This is a genomic window from Psychrobacter immobilis (genome assembly GCF_904846065.1).
GTDB lineage: Bacteria > Pseudomonadota > Gammaproteobacteria > Pseudomonadales > Moraxellaceae > Psychrobacter > Psychrobacter immobilis_H.
Genome location: NZ_CAJGZV010000001.1, coordinates 1,049,994 through 1,069,989, shown reverse-complemented (window position 1 = coordinate 1,069,989; position 19,996 = coordinate 1,049,994). Strand labels below are relative to the sequence as shown.

The following is a 19,996-nucleotide window of genomic DNA, read 5'->3' as shown; positions in this document are numbered from 1 at the left end:
GAAAAGTTACGCTACACTTCTTATTATAAATTACTGACTCAATCATGCTTTTACGACTAACTGGACTCACCTATGACTTTCGCTAACCCTATCAAAAATATGGTGACGCATGCTAAGAAAACCCCATTTTCGATCACATCAGTCGCCTTGATAGCCGCGGTAGCATTACTACCTGCGTGCAGTACGGTATCAGTGAATAAGCAAGCGTCAGCGAAGACGATTACTGCGCAGCGCGGTAATATCGTCACCACCAAGAAACTAAGCAGTGATACGGCATCAGCGCTCTTATCGGCAGGGCTCAATGAGCAAGCCTGTATGCAGCAGTTTGATTTATGCCTCACTCAGCTGACTGACAGTATTTTGAATGAACACTACCGTCCTGCTTTGGCAGTTTTTGCAGAGTTACACTACGCAAAAGCGCGACAGCTTTCTGCCTCTCAAGACTGCCGCAATGCGCTGGCTCGCCCGCCACTTGATCCTTATTATGCCAATGCACCTTTAGAAGATACAGAAGCTAAAGTCCAGCAAGAAAACACCAATCGCTGTCTAACAGGTTATCAAGAGCGATTATTCGATGCTATCAAATCCAGTTATACCTATTTATTTTATGACAGTTTGACGCATGATTTTGAGGGCGCAGATCAAGACAAAAGCCCCTCTCAGGCACAGAACCGTATTCCAAATGACACCGATATTCAGACCCAAGACATCTATAATGCCGCCAGTAATGATGTGATAACCCAGCTTTATAGATCAACCAACGGCTCAAATAAGTTGATGGGCGGCACCAAAGTAGATTATTTGCCCACATCCGCTAGCACTCTTAATGACAGTAGCCAAGCCGCGATTGCCAATTACTCACCGCTCAAGGGCAAACCGACTGATCAAGTCAACGTCATGAAAATACAAATTGATGATTATGATCTTGGTGTTTATTTGCCTAATGAAAATAACTATTTGCAAAATGCACATAAGCAGACCTCTGCACTAGCAGACTTGGTTTCCACTTACGAATTACGCCTCTCTGGGCTTAACTCAATCAGCAAACGCCCAGGCTTAGGTATTAGCTTGGTGGCCTCACTGGATGACCGCTATACCACCACGATTCGCCAATTATTAGTGTCATCATTGTCAGGTCGATTGACCAATGAGAAAGATGGAGACACAGATGAGAGCAAGCCAAGTTCGCGTATCTATCCTACTGGACATTTGCTGCTAACAGGATTGATTGAACCAAGCGGCGATAGCGTATTGGATGTACTAAGCAGTCGCAAACTCGATATTCATTTATACAACCCATACCAAAGCGAAAGCGTTAACATCCTTAATAGTGACTATCCACTGGCGGCTAACTTTTCTGCAGGTTATGGCTTATGGCTGTCTGAGAACCAGCTAGATGGCGTCGGTTATCTCAATTTGATCACTCGCCAGCCAGAGGCCAGACTGCCCAAATTATTCATGCTTGAGCCTTATGATCCCAATAAGCGCGTCCTGATTATGCTGCATGGTTTGGCTTCTAGCCCTGCCACTTGGGTCAATTTAACCAACGATATTCTCAACGACGATAAGTTGCGTGATAACTATCAAGTGTGGCAGATATTCTATCCAACCAATTTGCCTATTTTAGAAAATCGTTATCAAATACAACAGTTAATCAACAGCACCTATGAGCAAACTGATCCTAAAGGACAAAATCGCGCCAGCAAAAACAGCGTGATTATCAGTCATAGTATGGGTGCCATTATCGCTCGCATGATGCTATCTGATGAAAACTTGGTCGATGACCTAGATCGACTAGACGATCAAAATGTGCTGTCTGATAGTGAAAAACGTAAGATTCGTGACGCACTTAAAGCATCATTTGGCGAAGATCAGCTAAAAGAACGCTTTGAGCTAAACGCCTTACCACAAGTAGATACGGCTGTCTTTTTATCAGCGCCTTTTCGTGGAACTGACTATGCAGATCGCTGGTTCACTCGGGCACTGCGCCGTATTGTCTATTTGCCAGTTGGTTTGGTAAAAACTGTCACGGACAACTTAGCCACCATTGCCACGCAAGGTGATTTGGCACAAAATCCTTTGGGTGCGTTATATTTACAAAATGGCGCAAGTCAGCTGAGCGACAAATCCTCTTTTATACAGCTGACGAAAGACATCACCATCAATGATCGTGTGACCTATCACTCTATCATTGCCAATAATGATGCCGATATTACTAAAGGACTGGCGCAAATGCAGCCAGCTGGTGCAAAGGTTGATTTGTCGCAAGCAGTAGAAGAAGACACCAAAGATGAGACAGTCGGTACCAGTAGCTCTTCTGATAACTCAAAGCTCTCTGCCCAACCACTGGTTGCAGCCGTCACCGTCAATGAAGATATCAGCCAAGCGCTAACTGAACGTCTCTCAGATGGTATTGTTCCTTATACTAGCGCTCATCTTGATGGCGCGGCCTCTGAGACGATTATCAGCGGTGGTCATAGCATTCAAACTAACCCGCAAACTATTTTGACATTGCGCCAGATTTTACACAAACAATTGCAGGAATGATGATTGCTTGTATCATATAGCACTGCACTGGTCTTTGCACTTTAAAATTAAGAGTAAAGCAGATGGCTTTGCACCTTTGTACTCTGTTGGATATTTGTGCCTATACTAGGACAAAAATAAAACATTACTGTTATTAAGGTAAACTTGATAACACCTTGTTTTCCCAAGCGATTAGTCTGATATATCTGGGTTTATCTCAGCAGTTTTTAATGACTATCAGGTATGCGACCAATCTGTTGCGCAGCTTGCGTGTGTATCGAGGGAAGCGCATAATATATTGACAGCACCTGACAGTAATGTATTAATTTATAGGGATATAAATTACTTAATTCAGCTAAACAGTCGTTAGCTTAGCCGCACTCTATCCCTAAGATTGCTCGCTAATCAACACTGAGCCATTGCCCGTACTACTTTTTACCTTAATCTATAGACGATTGCGGGCAGTTACTTGAGCGTTTTATGGAAGCCAGCGCTATTCAGCTAACAGATAAGGGTAACCGTTTATGTTCGCTACGTTTATGATTGACCAGCTCGATGCGCTGATGCTCGCGCGTATCCAATTCGCTTTTGTTATCTCGTTTCATATTGTTTTTCCCGCCTTTTCTATCGGACTTGCCAGCTGGTTAACGGTGCTTGAATTCCGTTGGCTCAAAACAGGCGAGCCTATCTATGCTGAAGTCTACAAGCATTGGGTCAAAATATTTGCCGTGGTATTCGGTATGGGCGTGGTATCCGGTGTAGTAATGTCCTACCAGTTCGGTACTAATTGGGCGGTCTTTTCTGACAAAGCCGGTAACGTCTTGGGCCCCCTACTCGCCTACGAAGTATTGACCGCGTTTTTCTTAGAAGCGTCTTTTTTAGGTATTATGCTGTTTGGTTGGGGGCGCGTGAGCAAACGTATGCACTTTGCTTCCACTGCCATTGTCGCCATTGGTACACTGATTTCAGGCTTTTGGATTTTAGCCGCCAACAGCTTTATGCAGACGCCGCAAGGCTTTATGATGGGCGCAGATGGTCTTTTATATCCTACCAATTGGCTTGAGATCATCTTTAGCCCTTCATTCCCTTACCGCTATGCTCATATGATGACAGCGGCATTCTTGACGACAGCCTTTGTCATTGGCGGGGTTGGTGCTTATTATATTCAATCTAAAAAGCATACCGAACACCGTCAACATGGTCGTGTCATGCTAGGTATGGCCATGATTATGGCTATATTTGTCGCACCTGCTCAAGTATTGATTGGCGATGAGCATGGTCTAAATACTTTAGAGCATCAGCCAGCCAAAGTCGCAGCGATGGAAGGTATTTGGGAGGATGAGCGCGGCGCAGCGTTACGCCTATTTGCTATTCCTGACCAAGAAAACCAAACCAATAAATATGAAATAAGCATCCCCTATGTTTCAGGTTTGATTCTTACCCATTCGTTAGATGGGGAAGTAAAAGGTCTAAAAAACTGGGCACCTGAAGACCAACCACCGGTGATGATTGTATTCTGGGCATTTCGTATCATGGTTGGTATTGGCATGTTAATGGTGCTAGTCGGCTTATTTAGTCTCTATAAATACTTTAAAAAACAGCAATATAATCCCGAAAGTGTCTGGTTCCACCGTGCTTGGATGATGATGACGCCACTTGGCTTTATCGCATTATTGGCGGGCTGGTTTGTGACCGAGACAGGACGTCAACCATGGACCGTATACGGTGTGATACGCACCGCAGAAAGTATGTCACCGCTCGCAGCACAGCAAGTGGCAACCACGTTGATTGGTTTTATTGTCCTCTATATATTTGTCTTCGGTGCAGGCAGTTTTTATATTCTACGCTTGATCGCTCAAGGGCCAAAACCGTACGAAGACCCTGCCGATGATAATTTCTATGAGCACTCAGTGACCGAAAGCCAAGGTCGTGCGCTCAGTGGCGATAGCAATCCTGCTAAGAGCACTGAAGAAGATATAGATACTCCTGCAAACGACGTCGATGATGGAGGGTTACGCTAATGTTTAACTACGGTGATGTATTAGACTTACCTTTAATTTGGGGCGGACTGATCGCTCTATCCGTCTTTATATATGTATTGCTTGATGGCTTTGATTTGGGCTGCGGCATCTTGTTTCCCTTTGCTGGCTCAGACAAAAACCGTAGCCGCATTATGAACTCTATAGCCCCGTTTTGGGATGGTAACGAGACTTGGCTAGTATTGGGCGGTGGCGGCTTGTTCGCTGCTTTCCCAGTGGCTTATGGCATCATTATGACGGGGCTTTATCTGCCTGTTACTTTTATGCTATTCGGTCTAATAATGCGCGGTGTGGCATTTGAATTTCGCTTCAAAGCATCGTCACGTCGTCACGTATGGGACACTTTCTTTTTTGTTGGTTCAGTCGTTGCTACATTCTCTCAAGGTATTATGCTTGGGGCGCTTGTACAAGGTCTTGAGGCAAGCAACCGTCTCTATACTGGTGGGCCATTTGATTGGTTAACACCTTTCTCGATTGTGTGCGGCTTTGCCATGATTATCGGTTACGCCTTGCTTGGCTCTACATGGCTCATTATCAAAACTGAGCATACCCTACAAGTCTGGGCACGCAAAGTGTCTGGCTGGATGCTGTCTGCTTTAGTAGTGGCAATGATCGTCGTCACAGCGTTTATGTATTTTTCAGACATTAATGCCCTCGAAGGCTGGTTTGGCTTTCCAGGTCTATTATATCTAGCACCTATGCCAATTATAGTTTTACTATTATTTTTCTTGATGCGTAAAGACTTAAGTGGCGAGCGCGAATATCGTCCTTTCTTATTGACTGTGGCACTGTTTTTGATGGGCTATATCGGGGTTTGTTTCGCCATGTTCCCATATATCGTGCCGTATCAGATGACGATTTATGAGGCAGCCGCAGCTGACACCTCACTATCCTTTATGTTAGTTGGTGCCGTCATAATGCTACCGATTATCCTGAGTTATACCGCTTTTGCCTACTACACCTTTAAAGGTAAAACTGGACATGAGCATATGTACTAAGGGTAAACAAAGGATATAAAAATGTGGCTACTGCAAATATGAGCAGTGGCTACACTTTTTAAAGCGTATTAACACGTAGTAGGAGGCGAGCATGAAGAAGCTCAGTAAGAAACAGTCACAATGGGCATGGTTCATTGGGCTATATATAGCAGGGTTTGCAGTTATTTTTACGATTGCTCAATTGATCAAGTTGGCTATGGGCATCTAGCAATCATTTGCAGCCCACTTAGCCATGGCTATATCACATAAAAAAGCAGCGCCGATTCATCGACGCTGTTTTTTTATGTGATTACTTATATAAGATTAATAAGAATTAGGCATCTTAATCTAAGCGCCTTGATGGTGATCAACACCGTTACTTTTGATAAATTCATTTACCTGCGCCAAGCGTTCAGGCGTGCCCACATCTATCCAATTATCAGAAATGATTTCAGCCGTGATTTGGAACTTTATCATCGCTTGCTTGAGCAATGGTGCCAACGCCGCTGACTGACCTGATACCAACCCATCGACCAATCGTGGTGACATCACACTAATGCCAGCAAAGGTGTATTTGTCTGCATCACCAATTGGCTGCTCGCTGGCTAAACCATTATTGATCGCAAAATCACCGCCGTTATTATGCTCTGGATTGTCAATCAATAACAGATGTGCGCGCTGATCTGCGCCAAGCTTATAATCTCGCAACTGCGCAAAATCATAAGTCGTCCATACATCTGAGTTCACTAAGATAAATGGCTCATCGCGCAGCTTGCCAGTTTGTAACGCTTGAAAAATACCACCTGCGGTCTCTAGAGGCTCATCATCCTCTACTGACCAATGTAATTTAACACCGTATTGACTGCCATCACCCAGTGTATCCATCAGCTTATCAGCCAGCCATGACGCATTAATGGTGATATCAGTGATACCAGCTGCTTGTAGCGCTTTAATGTGCCAGACGATAAGCGGTTGCCCACCCACCTCGACCAGAGGCTTGGGTGTATCAAGTGTCAATGGACGCAGACGCGTGCCCTTACCAGCAGCCAAAATCATTGCTTGGGTAATCATTGCTCGGTCAATCTCAGACATGTGCGCTCCTTTTCTTATTTTATTGGATTATACATTCAGATTAAAACTTGCTAATGTTTTAACGTAACTTATCAAATGAGCATTCGCGTCAAATGAAACTCGCAAGTGGTTCACCCTAAATATATTGCTGTACAAACTTAATCTGATAAGCTGGCAGTATATTATCCCTGAAACTCTCATTAAACGGCGCTACTGCTCGTTGCATATGCGGTCTACCGTGCGCCTCTAACCATTCTAACTCGAACATTAAATCACGCATCACCTTAGGAATATCCGCCAAATAGCGGTCTTTGCCATCTCGCTCAGACAAGCGAATAAAAATTCCCAACACTTTTAAATGTCGCTGTACACCCATGACATTCATATCGTTTTCGAGCTGCTCTATGCTATCTGCCGTAGTCAAGCCTGCCTGCTTTTGCAACTGCCAAAAATCATTAATCCATGCAGAGACTTGGCTCTCTGGCCATTCTACATAAGCATCTCGCAGCAATGACACCAAATCATAAGTATAAGAGCCGATGACGGCGTCTTGAAAGTCAATCACGCCTAAGCGCGAGCGATCCGCTTGGTCCTGCATCAAATTGCGACTGTGATAATCACGATGGACGATGACTTGTGGTTGCTGCAAAATCTCTTTTATTAAGGCTTCTTTTAAAGTATTCCATAATGCTTTATCAAACTCGACACCGATATAAGGCATAAACCAATCGCTAAATAAATCCATCTCACGATCTAATAACTCGGTATCATAATCTGGCAATTGATGTTGCGACTTGGCTGTTTCAACTGGCACGGTCTGTAGCGCGACCAACGTCTGCATTGCCAACTGATAATGCTCATCTATCTGCGCAGGCGTCGCATCAACAAGCAGATGGGCGAACTCTATCGCACCAAAATCCTGTAACACCAAAAAGCCTTTCGTCACGTCTTGCGCAATGAGCGTCGGCACATTGATCGCCGGTGCCATCAGCTTAGTCACATTGATAAACTGGCGCATGGCGTCTTGTTCGTCCGCTGAATCCATGACAATATAATGTGCGACTGTCGTGCCATTACTGTCTGACAGCTGGATTCTATGGTATTGGCGAGCACTTGCGTCACCGGGTAGACTATCGAGTTGGAACGTTTGACCAGCAAATACTTGCTGCAACCAGCTCTCTAATTGTTGTAGACGGCTATTGAGTTTGGTATCGATCATATTAGGCTCTAAAAGTATTTTATCAGTCATAATGGGCATCGCAGGTTAAATATAAGTCATAAACAATTAAAGTAGTGATAAGTCAGGCAAAACCTTGTTAAAATAGCAACGTCTTGAGCCAAAAAAACTGCGATAGCAGGCGTATTGGGATATCATTCGACATCTAGCGCTGAGCATAACCTCAGCAACCATTCAAAAAACAGCTTGGCTATATTATAAATTTTGGTAAATAGTGTAGCTGATTTGGTTTTTTTTGACTATGATTAGTCGTCATTATATGTAAAACAGCCAAATTCTTAAGATAGCATTATCAATCAGTGATTTTTTAGTCGTTTATTAACCGCCATACATGATTAATAATATGGTTACTAAATTCAGTATCGCAATCCAATAGGCTCTGCAATCATAGGTGTGCCCTTGTTATATTCTCCGCTTTACCAAAGCATCCGTTTGATCTTATTTGGTGCCTTAGGCTTGTCCAGCCTAACCGTTAGTGCTGCGCCCAGCAATGCTGACACACAGCAAACTGAGTCGCTAATCACTGACAGTAGCACCCGTTATGTCTCTGATGTTACACCTGATGCCAATCGCAGTAGTGTCCAAAAAGACAGCGACTATAATGATATCCGCTATCAAAATAGCAATAATCAAAAGACTGACTTTCAGCGTAATACGTCTCAAAAGGCTGCTACTGATAACAATGCGTCAGATAGTAGTTTTGACAATACTTTTAATGAAAGCACCTTTAGTGAAAGCACCTTCAACGACAGCATCTCTAATGAGAATACTATTAATGAAAGTCCCTTAGACAACCGCCCTCTAGAAATTACCGCCATTAACGAGAGTGATGATCAAGGTTTTGTACCAGCAGCAGATACGATTGCGACCACTCAAAACAATAGCACTGCTCAGCTTACTGAAACCACTGCACCTAAAGCCGCACAGAAGACTGGTAAAGTTGATGTGAGTGATGAAAGTATTCAAGATAGTCTGCTGCGCTTAGCAGAGTTTTATGAGCTGACACCCGATACAGACGCCTCAACGTTAAACAATAGCGATAATGCTAACCAAGATGTCATTCAAAACGAGCTAACACCTACCCCGCAAACCATTCCAAAAGTGGGTAAAAACTTACAGTTATTACCGAATGCTGTAGATAGCGCCCAACGCTGCGAAGGTCAATGGGTTTATCCAAAGAGCAACCCCAACTATCAACGCGCGGTCAATGAGGCGGGAGCAACCCATGGACAGCCTGCGCCAAACTTAAATGGTCTCCCGAATAATCAAGCGCCGCTGTTTTCAGAATCAGATTATGGTTATTACGACAATGTCGACTATGCAGAGCTGTCGGGCAATGTCATCATCAATCAGGGTACCCAGCAGATAGAAGCAGAAAAAGTCTTGTTAGATTTGAGCAATGGCATTGCCGCCGCTCAAGGTAAAGTCATGTTTACTGACCAAGCGACAGGTCAGCAAGTATCACCTAGCAACGCACTAGATAGCAATGCGCCAAACCGCTCATCGAATAACCCCCAAGCCAATTTCACTGAAAAAGCATCAAAAGGTGGTCTTATTGGGGTCGCCGATAGTTTGAACTATAATACTGAAACTGGGCAGTCGACAGCTAATGATGTGGCTTTTGCTAGTGTAGAACTGCAAGCTCATGGTTATGCCAAGCGCTTGAACAGACCGAATGACAGTCAATATGAGCTAGATGATGTCATGTTTAGTACCTGTCCACCAACCAATCGTAAATGGCAGTTTGATGCCAAAAGCATTGATTTAGATACCGATACAGGTCGCGGCGAAGCTTATAATACTACTTTCCGTATCGCTGACGTGCCTGTGTTCTATTTGCCTTACTTCAACTTCCCGATTGATAATCGTCGCACCAGTGGTTTTTTATTGCCGAATGCCAGTATCAGTAGTGAAAGCGGTCTTGAGATTGATATACCCTACTATTTCAATTTGGCACCCAATTATGATGCCACGCTCAATACCCATATTTATACCGATCGTAATCCTATGGTGTCAGGCGAGTTTCGCTATCTGACCGAAAGTTATGGCGAAGGTATTTTTAATGGTTCATATTTACCTAATGACAAAGAGTACAATGACGAAGACCGCTCTAGCTTCTTTTATGATCATTATTGGTCATCTAAGAGCATTCCACGCTTAAGCGGTGATGCAAAATACAGCTATGTGTCAGATTCAGACTACCTCAATGATTTTGACACGCTGGGTCTATCAGACAGCACCATAAACTTACCACGCCGTGCACGTGTCAATTATTATAATAACTATGTTGATGGTGAATTGAAGGTAGAAACCTTTCAAACTCTAGACGCTTTTACCAGTAATGGTAAACCCTTAGAAGACAAAGATAAACCTTATTCAAGATTGCCGCAGCTCAAGCTCGATTATCGACTGCCTTGGGCGAAGAGCTTCGATATCACTGGTGTACACGATTCTGCTTATTTCAAAAAATCCATCGACGATGGCTCTGAGAATGAAAAAAGTGGCGGGCGAATTTATAATAAACTCAGCGCCGTTTATCCAATGGAAAAATCTTGGGGTTATATCAAGCCAAAACTGAGCTTACAACATCTCTATACTTCTTATGACGAGGACAGCTTAGCCGACAACCAGTTGAGTGATAAAGACGGTAGCCAGTCGGTATTTGTACCGCAAGCCAGTATCGATGCAGGTCTGAATTTCTATCAAGCAGGCTCGCCTTTTGGCGCATTCGACGATACCATGGGTGGCTATCGCTTGCTTAGCCCGCGATTGAAATACACCTACTCGCCATATGAAGACCAAAACGATATTCCGAACTTTAATACGCGTATTGCCTCTATTAACTATGAACAGCTGTTTTCTGACAGTTGGTTCTTAGGGCATGATCGCTTGCAAGATTTGCATTCGATTACTCCTGGTATCAATTATCGTTACATCGACGCAACGGGTGTGACACGTTTTGATGGTAGCATTGCAGAGCAGTTTTATATCGATAATGGACGTGTTACGCTTGATGATCAGCAACCTGTCTTCACCTCTTCATCTTCAGGGATGGTTTGGGATACCAGCACGCAGCCTTACAACAACTTTTGGGTTGATGTTAGTGGCGCACTGACCAATGATTATGATTTAAATTATATTACGACTGAGCTGCGTTATCAGCCGTCTGACAACAGCTTGTTTAATGTTGGATTTGTCAAACGTCAACGTGATGAAAACACCGATCAGCTACCGCTCTCTGCTTTTACCGCATCGGCTGTCTTTCCAATCAATAACAGCTGGCGAATCTTGGCTCAAGGTCAATACGATTACAATCGTGATAAAGTTCTTGATTCGTTAGTCGGCGTTGATTACGAAGATTGCTGCTTTGGTTTTGCAGTTTATGGTCGTCGTTACTATAATGACTTAAATGTCAAAGACAAACCAACGCAAGCCATTATGGCAGAGATTAGATTGAATGGTTTGGGTAGTGGTAGCAGCCGCCTGACTCGCTTACTCTCTGATAAAATCTTGGGCTTTGAACCTGTCCAGACTGCTTGGAAAGATTAAGACCGTGCTTGTATAAATATTTTTACTATATATTTCATAACCCAGTTTGTAACCCTATTATGGTCAACCCTGTCTAATATTTGACTGTTAAAAGTATTAAACAGCGTTGACCAACTACCATCCGATGCGATGACATTGATGAGGAGCATCATGAGATTTTTTTCTTTACGTCAAACCAGCCGTGCTGTATTGCTAGCTATGAGTGCCAGCCTTGCGCTTACATTGAGCGCCCAAGCTGCCACCGTTAAACCTGCAAAATCACAAGCGCCTCAAGCAAATGCCGTGACCGCGCAGAATAACGTCAATCGTTTGACGCCAGCCAATAGCACCGACGGTATTATTGCTTTAGTCAATGAAAATGCTATCTTAAAGAGTGATTTGATCGATGCTATCACTCAAGCACAAGCACGTGCACAAGCAGCAGGTGAACCAATAGCAAACTCAGCACAGCTACAGTCTGAGGTGTTAAATGCGCTCATATTGCGTGAGTTACAACTATCAATGGTCAAGCGCGTCGGTTTAAACCCTGATGAAGCGGCTATTAATCAACGCCTTAGTCAAATTGCGCAAGCAGAAGGGCTGACGAGCATCTCAGCTTTGCAACAGCGTTTGGACGCAGCAAAACCTGGTAGCTATGCGGCGCTACGTGCGCAATTAATCGAAGACGCAGCCATTCAAGCCTTGCAACAGCGCCAAATCGGTAACCGCGTGCGCATTAGCGAACAGGATATTGATGCATTTTTGGCCTCGCCTGAAGCCAAGCGTTTAAACCAGAGTGAGTATCAAACGATTCATGTACGAGTGCCCTACATGGATGACTACAGCCGACTCTCAGAAGCCCAACGCAATGAGGCGTTAAAGGTAGCAGAAGCTCTGCGTACTCGCCTGCTTGCACCAAACGTTGATGTCGCTGAAGCGGTCGCTGCTAGCCAAGGCAACTATCCTATTCCGCTACAAGGTGGCGATATGGGCTTTCATAAAGCCGCGTCTCTACCTACAGAGCTATCAAGTGAAATTACCAAACTTGAGGTTGGTGCGGTCAGCGCACCATTAATAACACCTGAAGGTATCGATATCATCAAACTTGCTGACAAAAAAGCCAGCGACACTATGCTGATACCGCAGTGGCGTACTCGTCACATATTGGTAAAAGTTGATGAGCTACAGACAGATGCGCTTGCTGAGCAAAAGATTAATGATTTGTATGAACAGCTACGCAGCGGCGCTGATTTTGCTGGTTTAGCATCGACCTATTCAGATGATCCCGGTTCCGCTGGGCGCGGTGGCGATCTTGATTGGGTGAGCGAAGAAGACATGATTGGTCCATTCGAAGCCATGATGAAAAACACAGCGGTTGGCGACTATTCTGCTCCTTTCAAAACCCAGTTTGGCTGGCATATATTGAAAATAGAAGGCAAACGCCAACAAGATGTTAGCGATCAATATCGTCGCAACATGGCACGTCAAGCGCTTTATCAGCGCTTAGCACCACAAGCCAAAGAAGACTGGCTACAAGAGCTACGCGCAGGTGCTTACATCCAAGTACTTGGCTAACTGATATAGGCATCGATAAGTCAAATCTAATAATGCTTTGTCAAAAAGGGTATATGCTAATGCATGTACCCTTTTTTTATTAACGTTCATTTATGCGCTAAAAATAATCAGAAGGTCATCTCAAATATATTGCAGCATATCCAAATACAAAAACATCAAATAAAATAAATGTAAGCATTACGCACACAAAGAAAAGCCCCGAACCTAGGGCGATTGGTTCGGGGCTATGGCGCTTCATATTGTTGTTATTATTTCTTCCATGCTGACTCATCCTAAGTCATAAACAGTATCCTATAAGACAGCGGGCTGACCTGTGCTTTTATTGATACTGTCTCAACACTGCATCCATGCGTATCCTTGTGTTGATGCAGGTATTGTAGGGTAATCAGTTTAATGCGACTAGAGGCTAAAGACCTTATTTAACGTAAGCATATGCTTACAGCCTCTTTTAACATTGCATCATACGATGGCTATAGTAATGGCAGGCTATCAACCCTAACTTCTCTGCTCTTCTGCATGTTCCTTTGAGACTTTTTCACCTTCTTTTTTACCTTCTACTATTTTATTATCAGTCTCTTTGATATCTTCCGCTTCTGCAGTAGGGGCATTTTGCGCTTGATTGCTCTCCTCTTCTGGTTCGTATTGTAAAGTCGTCATAACAGGAAAGTGATCCGAACCTATCGACGGCATACGCCGAATATCTACCACCGTAAAGCAAGCACTATGGAAAATATGATCCAGCGCCCAACGTAAAAATGGATAGCTGACATGAAACGTATTGATAAAATGTCGACCAATACGCGGATCCAACAATCCTGAGATACGTTGAAAGCGTCGCGTGGTCTTTGACCATGCTACATCATTGAGGTCGCCTGCCAATATCGCCGTTTGCTTGTTTTCTTTGATGTGCTTGCCAACCATCAATAGCTCAGCATCGCGGGTGGTAGATTTATCCGCTTCCGTCGGACTCGGCGGCATGGGATGCAAGCAATACAACCAAATCACGCGACCACTTTGCAGGCGCAGTTGGGCATGAATAGAAGGTATGTCATCAATCATCAAGTATTTAACTTCAGGATCAATCAACTCAAGCTTAGAATAAAGATGCATCCCATACAGATTGTCTAGTGGCACTTTTACGGTGTAAGGATAATCAGCCTCGATTTGATGCAGCGCTTTTTCCCATTTTTCATCACTCTCTAGCGCAATTAAAATATCAGGCTGTCTTTGCTTCACCAAATCCACCAATTTTTGGGTGTCATCATTGGGCGTTAGTACGTTTGATACCATTATTTTTAGTTGATGCACCTGCCCTTCTGGCTTGTCTTTTGCCTTTTGAACTTCTTTTTTCCATAGCTTGGTATAAGGCAATACCATCCTAAGCTGAAAGGCTAATGTAATGCTTAAGACGGTAAATAACAGCCACTGTCCCAGCTGCCACTCTGACCAAAAAATCAGCATACCAATCCAAGCGATGACACCCAACACCATGATCTGAATACGCGGAAATTCAACACCGCGCACCCACCAATTATCCAGTGGTATCCAGCCCCAAATCGTCACAAATGCGATGAACCCTGCTAACCACTGTATGCTGTAATATAATAGTGAGAGATCCATAGTATGTATTAGCCGTCTATTAAATGATGAATATCGCCATGGTTTTAACTGAACTGACGTTAGCTGTTTACTTTAGCATTTCAGAAGGTTATCGCCTACTAATGAGCATGGATTATTCGTTAACCGCTATAAAACATTACACTTTCAATTCGCCCACCATAACGAGTACTACGGACAAACTTCATTTTTAGGACTATCTACCTACTTGTGGCGAGTGAGGCATCGCCACTATCGCCATTAGGTTAATAACTTAAAGTTATACTGAACATCATTAATAGTGTATGAAAAACCACTAAAAACGGCCAAAACGCCTTGCTTTTTATGGCTATTCACGGCATTGTTATCGGCTGGCAATGCAACAATTTATGGTAAAAAGGATTGAGTTTCATGAGTAATTTAACAGTAGGCTTGGTAGGCTGGCGCGGCATGGTCGGTTCAGTATTAATACAACGTATGACTGAGGAAAAAGATTTTGACGGTATTACACCCGTGTTTTTCTCAACCAGCAACGCAGGTGGTGATGCCCCAAGCCTTGATGGTATTCATACCGGCCAATTAAAAGATGCTCATGATATTGACGCGCTAGCAGCTTGTGATGTCATCATTACCTGCCAAGGCGGCGACTATACCTCGCAAGTCCATCAACCGCTACGTGATAGTGGCTGGAATGGCTACTGGATTGATGCGGCAAGCACCTTGCGAATGGAAGATGACAGCATCATCATTCTCGATCCAGTCAATCGCGCTGTTATTGATAGCGCCTTAGCCAGTGGTAAAAAAGACTTTATCGGTGGTAACTGTACCGTGTCATTGATGCTCATGGCGATTGGCGAGCTGTTTAATAAAGGTTGGGTTGAATGGGTCAGCGCCATGACTTATCAAGCCGCTAGTGGCTCTGGTGCAAACAACATGCGCGAGCTAATCAGTGGTATGGGTGTATTGCATGATGCGGTCAAAGATGAATTGGCTGATCCTGCTAGCGCTATTCTTGAAATTGATAAAAAAATCGCGCAAACCCAACGCTCGAACTACTTCCCTACCCAGTACTTTGGTGTACCACTAGCTGGTAGCTTGATTCCATATATTGATGTTCAACTAGAGAACAAGCAGTCAAAAGAAGAATGGAAAGGTGGTGTTGAAACCAACAAAATCCTTGGTAATTCTGAAGCTGATAAGATTGCTATCGACGGTATGTGTGTCCGCGTTGGCGCGATGCGCTGTCATGCGCAAGGCCTTACCATCAAGCTCAAAAAAGACATTCCACTAGAAGAAATCGAAGCGGCGCTAAAAAATAGCGGCAACGAGTGGTTGGACTTGGTAGAAGACGACAAAGAAGCCACCATGAACCGCTTAACGCCAGTAGCCGTGACTGGTACATTAACAGTTGCACTAGGTCGCTTGCGTAAGCTCAATATGGGCCCTGAGTATCTAGGCGCATTTACCGTTGGTGATCAACTATTATGGGGCGCAGCCGAGCCGCTACGTCGTATGCTGAATATCATCCGTGAGCAAAAAGACTAAGTTTATTTTCTTAAAAGTCAGTACAAAAAAGACAGCAAATGCTGTCTTTTTTTATGGGCGTACCACTTCCAAAAATTTGAATAGCACGGCAAACAGATGCAAACACTACTTATAATAAGCTCAGCAAATGTGACAACGCTCATCTTATATTTTGAGCCTAGTATTACTTTGACTTGTAAGCAATCATCACTTCATTACGGCGCAAAAAAGGCAGCGTCCAAGGCGGATTATAACGTGCCAGTTCAGGCTCGCCCGTTATAGTCAAATTTTGGATTTGCATCCAAGATTGTAGCTCTTCCGTTTTAGTCGCTACTTTTTTACTGCCTGCTAACCCTGAGAACTTAATCACACCATACGTCTGTGCTGGCACCTCGGTAATCGTGATGTTTGGATTATTGGGCTTTGGCAGTGTTTGCATCTTGTATTTACTAGGCATAGTAAATTGTACACGCCACTTACCATCGTCTTGCTGCATACTTACTGGTGCTGTCATCGCAATTTTCTGTGATTCGCTATCACTCTTTTTGTTATTGGGCTGCATCGTAACAGGCGCAGTCATGCTAATTTTACTACTACCGCCAGTTGGCGCTGTATTATTGCCAAATATATAGTCGGCTAACACTTTAAACCCTTCGCGACTGGCGGAGTCTTGGTCACCACTTACCAACGTTTGCGCTACTAGCTGCTTATCGTAACGACGAAGCTCAAAGTCATCCATTTGCGACAACACTGTATAATTCGGCTCTTCGGTCGCCATAGCTGCTCCTGAGGTTAATAATGAACCACTTAATAATAAGTAGGTTGCCTTTTTCATAGTATGTCTCCAGCAGTTAAAACATCGCTTAGCAATGGTTACTGTCTCACCATTATGATTTCTACTTTACCAACTACTCATAAGTACTGTCTGTGTCTTTTGGTTATGACAAAAGACTATTAATCAAAAGACGTATTTGTCAGATATATCAATACCTCATAAACATCCATGTCCAAAAAAACCGCTAACAATGCTATAATTAGCACCATTTTCATAGCGTAAATAGCGATAATCATATGCAATTTGTCTTACATAAAACGGCCAGCGGTGACACGCGTGCGCGCCGTGGTACGGTTCATCTCAATCATGGCGACGTACAAACGCCAGCGTTTATGCCTGTTGGCACTTATGGTACAGTCAAGGGCATGCTGCCACGTGATATTGAAGCCATTGGTGCTGATATCATTTTAGGCAATACCTTTCATCTATGGTTACGTCCAGGTACCGAGGTGATCGATAAGTTTGGCGGTTTGCATAAATTTATGCATTGGGATAAGCCTATCTTGACTGATTCAGGTGGTTTCCAAGTATTCAGTCTGGGTGCCATGCGTAAAATCACCGAAGAAGGGGTCGATTTTAAATCTCCTATCGATGGTGCGAAAGTTTTTCTGTCTCCAGAAAAATCGATGCAGATTCAGTACAGCTTGAACTCAGACATCGTCATGCAATTTGATGAGTGTACGCCCTATCCTGCAACTCATGACGAAGCAAAAAAATCGTTAGAGTTGTCCTTACGTTGGGGACAGCGCTGTGTTGATGAGCACAACAGACTGGGCAGCACCAACGCATTATTTGGCATTATTCAAGGCAGTATGTATCCTGATTTGCGTCAGCAATCACTTGAAGGCCTGCTCGATATCGGCTTTGATGGTTATGCCATCGGTGGTCTGTCGGTTGGTGAACCAAAAGATGAAATGATAGATGTCCTAGACTACCTCCCTGATGATATGCCAGCAGATAAGCCACGCTATCTGATGGGCGTTGGTAAGCCTGAGGATTTAGTTGAAGGTGTACGTCGCGGTGTCGATATGTTCGACTGTGTGATGCCGACGCGTAACGCGCGTAATGGTCACTACTTCGTGACAGGCGATGCAGACAATGCTGGTGTGGTACGTATCCGTAACAGCCAGTATCGCAATGACGAAGGTCCACTAGATCCTGAGTGCGACTGCTATACTTGCCAAAATTTTAGCCGTGCTTATCTCTACCATCTTAATAAGTGTAAAGAGATGCTGGGTGCTCAATTAGCGACTATCCATAACTTGCGCTATTATCAGCGTTTGATGCAAGGTATTCGTGATGCCATTGAACAAGACAAATTTGATGAGTTTGTCAGCGAATTTTATAACAAACGTGGACAAACAGTACCTGAGTTAAATCTACGCTAATCATATTTTTGCAATTGTCATACCTATAAAAAGGGCTTAAGAATTATCTTAAGCCCTTTTTAGTGTATCGCTTGTATTATTTCTAGTTAATCAGTACTAGCCCATTAACGAGGTTACAAATACCACGATCACGGCAATTGGTGCTACAAACTTAGCAACGATTTGCCATAATTGCCATGCACCATTAGACAGACCAAGCTCTTGCTGAATACTGCGTTGATCCATTTGCCAACCAACGAAAATAATTGCAGCAAGACCCGTTAGCGGGAGAAGGAATTTACTGGTAATTTTATCCAATGCATCAAAGATGCCATTACCCATGATAGTAAAGTCAGACCATAGGTTAAATGATAGTAGTGCTGCAACGCCTAATAGCCAAATCACCGTACTGGCAACGATGGTTGATACCGTACGACTCATCGGTGTACGTTCTTCTAAAAACTCAACGGTTGGCTCAAGCAATGAGATTGATGAGGTAATAGCAGCAAAAGTAATAAGTAAGAAGAACAATGTACCAATGATCGTTCCTGCGCCCATGCTACCAAAAGCGATCGGTAAGCTGACAAAGATAAGACCAGGACCTGAAGCAGGGTCTAGACCATTACTAAAGATGATTGGGAAGATTGCTAGACCAGCAGCCAAAGCAATAACCGTATCTAAAATCACAACAGTACGGGCAGTTTTTAGTAAGTTCACTTCACGACCCAAATATGAGCCATAAGCAATCATAATACCCATACCAATAGATAGAGTGAAGAAGGCATGACCCAATGCTGCAAGCATCACATCGCCAGTCAACTTGCTAAGATCTGGTGTAAATAGATAAGCCACTGCTTCGCCAAAACCACCATTAATCATGTTATAACCAACGATGACGAACAAAATCACGCCGAGTAGTGGCATTAAAACTTTAGCCGTAGTTTCGATACCTTTGGTCACACCAATACCGACAATCAAAGCAGTAATAGCCATAAACACGGTATGCCAAATCGTCAACGTCCCTGCTGAAGCCAACATAGCATCAAAGGTCGCAGCAATAGAATCACTGTCTTGACCAATAAAACTGCCTGTACCTGCTTTAGTAATATAGTTGAGTGCCCAACCGCCAATCACACTATAAAACGATAGAATTAAGAAACCACCTAAAATACCTGACGCGCCAATGACGCCCCAACTGCGCGACTTACCTTCACTTGCTGCAACATCCGCAAAAGTGTTGACTGGGTTCTTTTGCCCACGGCGACCAATTAGCCATTCAGCGACTAGAATTGGAAAACCTACCAGCGCGATACAGAATAAATAAGCGATAACGAAAGCTGAACCACCGCTTTCACCGACCATATAAGGAAACTTCCATATGTTTCCCAAACCAACTGCTGAACCAACCGCTGCCAATACGAAGCCAAAACTTGAGCTCCACTGTGCATGTTCTTGTTTATTAATAGCCATTTTTTCCGTCCTCGTGCTTCAATTAATATCACTGATAATCTTCCTTGATTATCATAAATAGCCATGAAAAATATCAAGCTATTCAATAAACACCTCAATGTGAGGCGTCCAGCAACATTAAGAAAGAATTGTTTACAATATCGTAAAGGCTCAGTTTCTGCTAAGCCACCAAAAAAGTCAAGCGCTCATAAACATAAAAAGCCATAACAATTGGTTATGGCTTCTGGTAATTTTATCTATAACTGACAAGA

13 protein-coding genes are annotated in these 19,996 nt (G+C 43.6%); 8 read left to right on the top strand and 5 right to left on the bottom strand.

Annotated features, from left to right (window positions below; all coding sequences use genetic code 11):
- Nucleotides 1–72: 72 nt before the first annotated feature.
- The 4 genes from JMW64_RS04570 to JMW64_RS14255 all read left to right on the top strand — a co-directional run bounded on the left by JMW64_RS04570 (nt 73) and on the right by JMW64_RS14255 (nt 5,771).
- On the top strand, nt 73–2,547 hold the full coding sequence (locus tag JMW64_RS04570; RefSeq protein WP_201553588.1) for an esterase/lipase family protein: 2,475 nt from the start codon (nt 73–75) through the stop codon (nt 2,545–2,547).
- A 503-nt stretch (nt 2,548–3,050) separates the two neighbouring features.
- Nucleotides 3,051–4,547, top strand: coding sequence for a cytochrome ubiquinol oxidase subunit I (locus JMW64_RS04565; RefSeq protein ID WP_087814611.1), 1,497 nt, complete (start codon nt 3,051–3,053; stop codon nt 4,545–4,547).
- Nucleotides 4,547–5,563, top strand: coding sequence for a cytochrome d ubiquinol oxidase subunit II (gene cydB, locus JMW64_RS04560; protein ID WP_045445007.1), 1,017 nt, complete (start codon nt 4,547–4,549; stop codon nt 5,561–5,563). The genes JMW64_RS04565 and cydB overlap by 1 nt, the downstream gene beginning before the upstream one ends.
- Nucleotides 5,564–5,654: 91 nt before the next feature.
- Nucleotides 5,655–5,771: a DUF2474 domain-containing protein gene (locus JMW64_RS14255; protein WP_372815413.1), complete on the top strand. Its 117-nt coding sequence runs from the start codon at nt 5,655–5,657 to the stop codon at nt 5,769–5,771.
- Nucleotides 5,772–5,890: 119 nt separating this feature from the next.
- Here JMW64_RS14255 and murU read toward each other — a convergent pair whose 3' ends face one another.
- Together murU and JMW64_RS04550 are read right to left on the bottom strand one after the other, a co-directional pair.
- The gene (gene murU, locus JMW64_RS04555) at nt 5,891–6,634 is read right to left on the bottom strand and encodes an N-acetylmuramate alpha-1-phosphate uridylyltransferase MurU (RefSeq protein ID WP_320158180.1); all 744 of its coding nucleotides are present in this window, start codon (nt 6,632–6,634) and stop codon (nt 5,891–5,893) included.
- A 115-nt stretch (nt 6,635–6,749) separates the two neighbouring features.
- Nucleotides 6,750–7,862, bottom strand: a complete 1,113-nt coding sequence (locus JMW64_RS04550; protein WP_227694061.1) for an aminoglycoside phosphotransferase family protein — start codon at nt 7,860–7,862, stop codon at nt 6,750–6,752.
- 387 nt (nt 7,863–8,249) lie between these two features.
- Between JMW64_RS04550 and JMW64_RS04545 the strand changes: the two genes are divergently transcribed.
- Nucleotides 8,250–11,399 carry an LPS-assembly protein LptD gene (locus JMW64_RS04545; RefSeq protein ID WP_201553586.1) on the top strand — a complete coding sequence of 1,050 codons (3,150 nt, stop codon included), beginning with the start codon at nt 8,250–8,252 and terminating at the stop codon, nt 11,397–11,399.
- A 150-nt stretch (nt 11,400–11,549) separates the two neighbouring features.
- Nucleotides 11,550–12,953 carry a peptidylprolyl isomerase gene (locus JMW64_RS04540; RefSeq protein ID WP_201553585.1) on the top strand — a complete coding sequence of 468 codons (1,404 nt, stop codon included), beginning with the start codon at nt 11,550–11,552 and terminating at the stop codon, nt 12,951–12,953.
- 495 nt (nt 12,954–13,448) lie between these two features.
- Here the strand turns inward: JMW64_RS04540 and JMW64_RS04535 are convergent, their stop codons facing one another.
- The gene (locus JMW64_RS04535) at nt 13,449–14,573 is read right to left on the bottom strand and encodes an endonuclease/exonuclease/phosphatase family protein (RefSeq protein WP_201553584.1); all 1,125 of its coding nucleotides are present in this window, start codon (nt 14,571–14,573) and stop codon (nt 13,449–13,451) included.
- Between the two features lie 387 nt (nt 14,574–14,960).
- Between JMW64_RS04535 and asd the strand changes: the two genes are divergently transcribed.
- Complete coding sequence (asd, locus tag JMW64_RS04530) at nt 14,961–16,094, top strand: aspartate-semialdehyde dehydrogenase (RefSeq protein ID WP_201553583.1); 1,134 nt, start codon at nt 14,961–14,963, stop codon at nt 16,092–16,094.
- 163 nt (nt 16,095–16,257) lie between these two features.
- On the opposite strand, the gene JMW64_RS04525 is transcribed toward asd, so the two are convergent.
- Entirely contained in the window at nt 16,258–16,908 is a 651-nt protein-coding gene (locus tag JMW64_RS04525; protein WP_201553582.1) for an SOUL family heme-binding protein, read from the bottom strand.
- Between the two features lie 236 nt (nt 16,909–17,144).
- Here JMW64_RS04525 and tgt point away from each other — a divergent pair, with 236 nt between their 5' ends.
- Complete coding sequence (gene tgt, locus JMW64_RS04520) at nt 17,145–18,296, top strand: tRNA guanosine(34) transglycosylase Tgt (protein ID WP_193009500.1); 1,152 nt, start codon at nt 17,145–17,147, stop codon at nt 18,294–18,296.
- Nucleotides 18,297–18,392: 96 nt separating this feature from the next.
- Here the strand turns inward: tgt and JMW64_RS04515 are convergent, their stop codons facing one another.
- Nucleotides 18,393–19,745: a sodium-dependent transporter gene (locus JMW64_RS04515; protein ID WP_201553581.1), complete on the bottom strand. Its 1,353-nt coding sequence runs from the start codon at nt 19,743–19,745 to the stop codon at nt 18,393–18,395.
- Between the last annotated feature and the right edge of the window lie 251 nt (nt 19,746–19,996).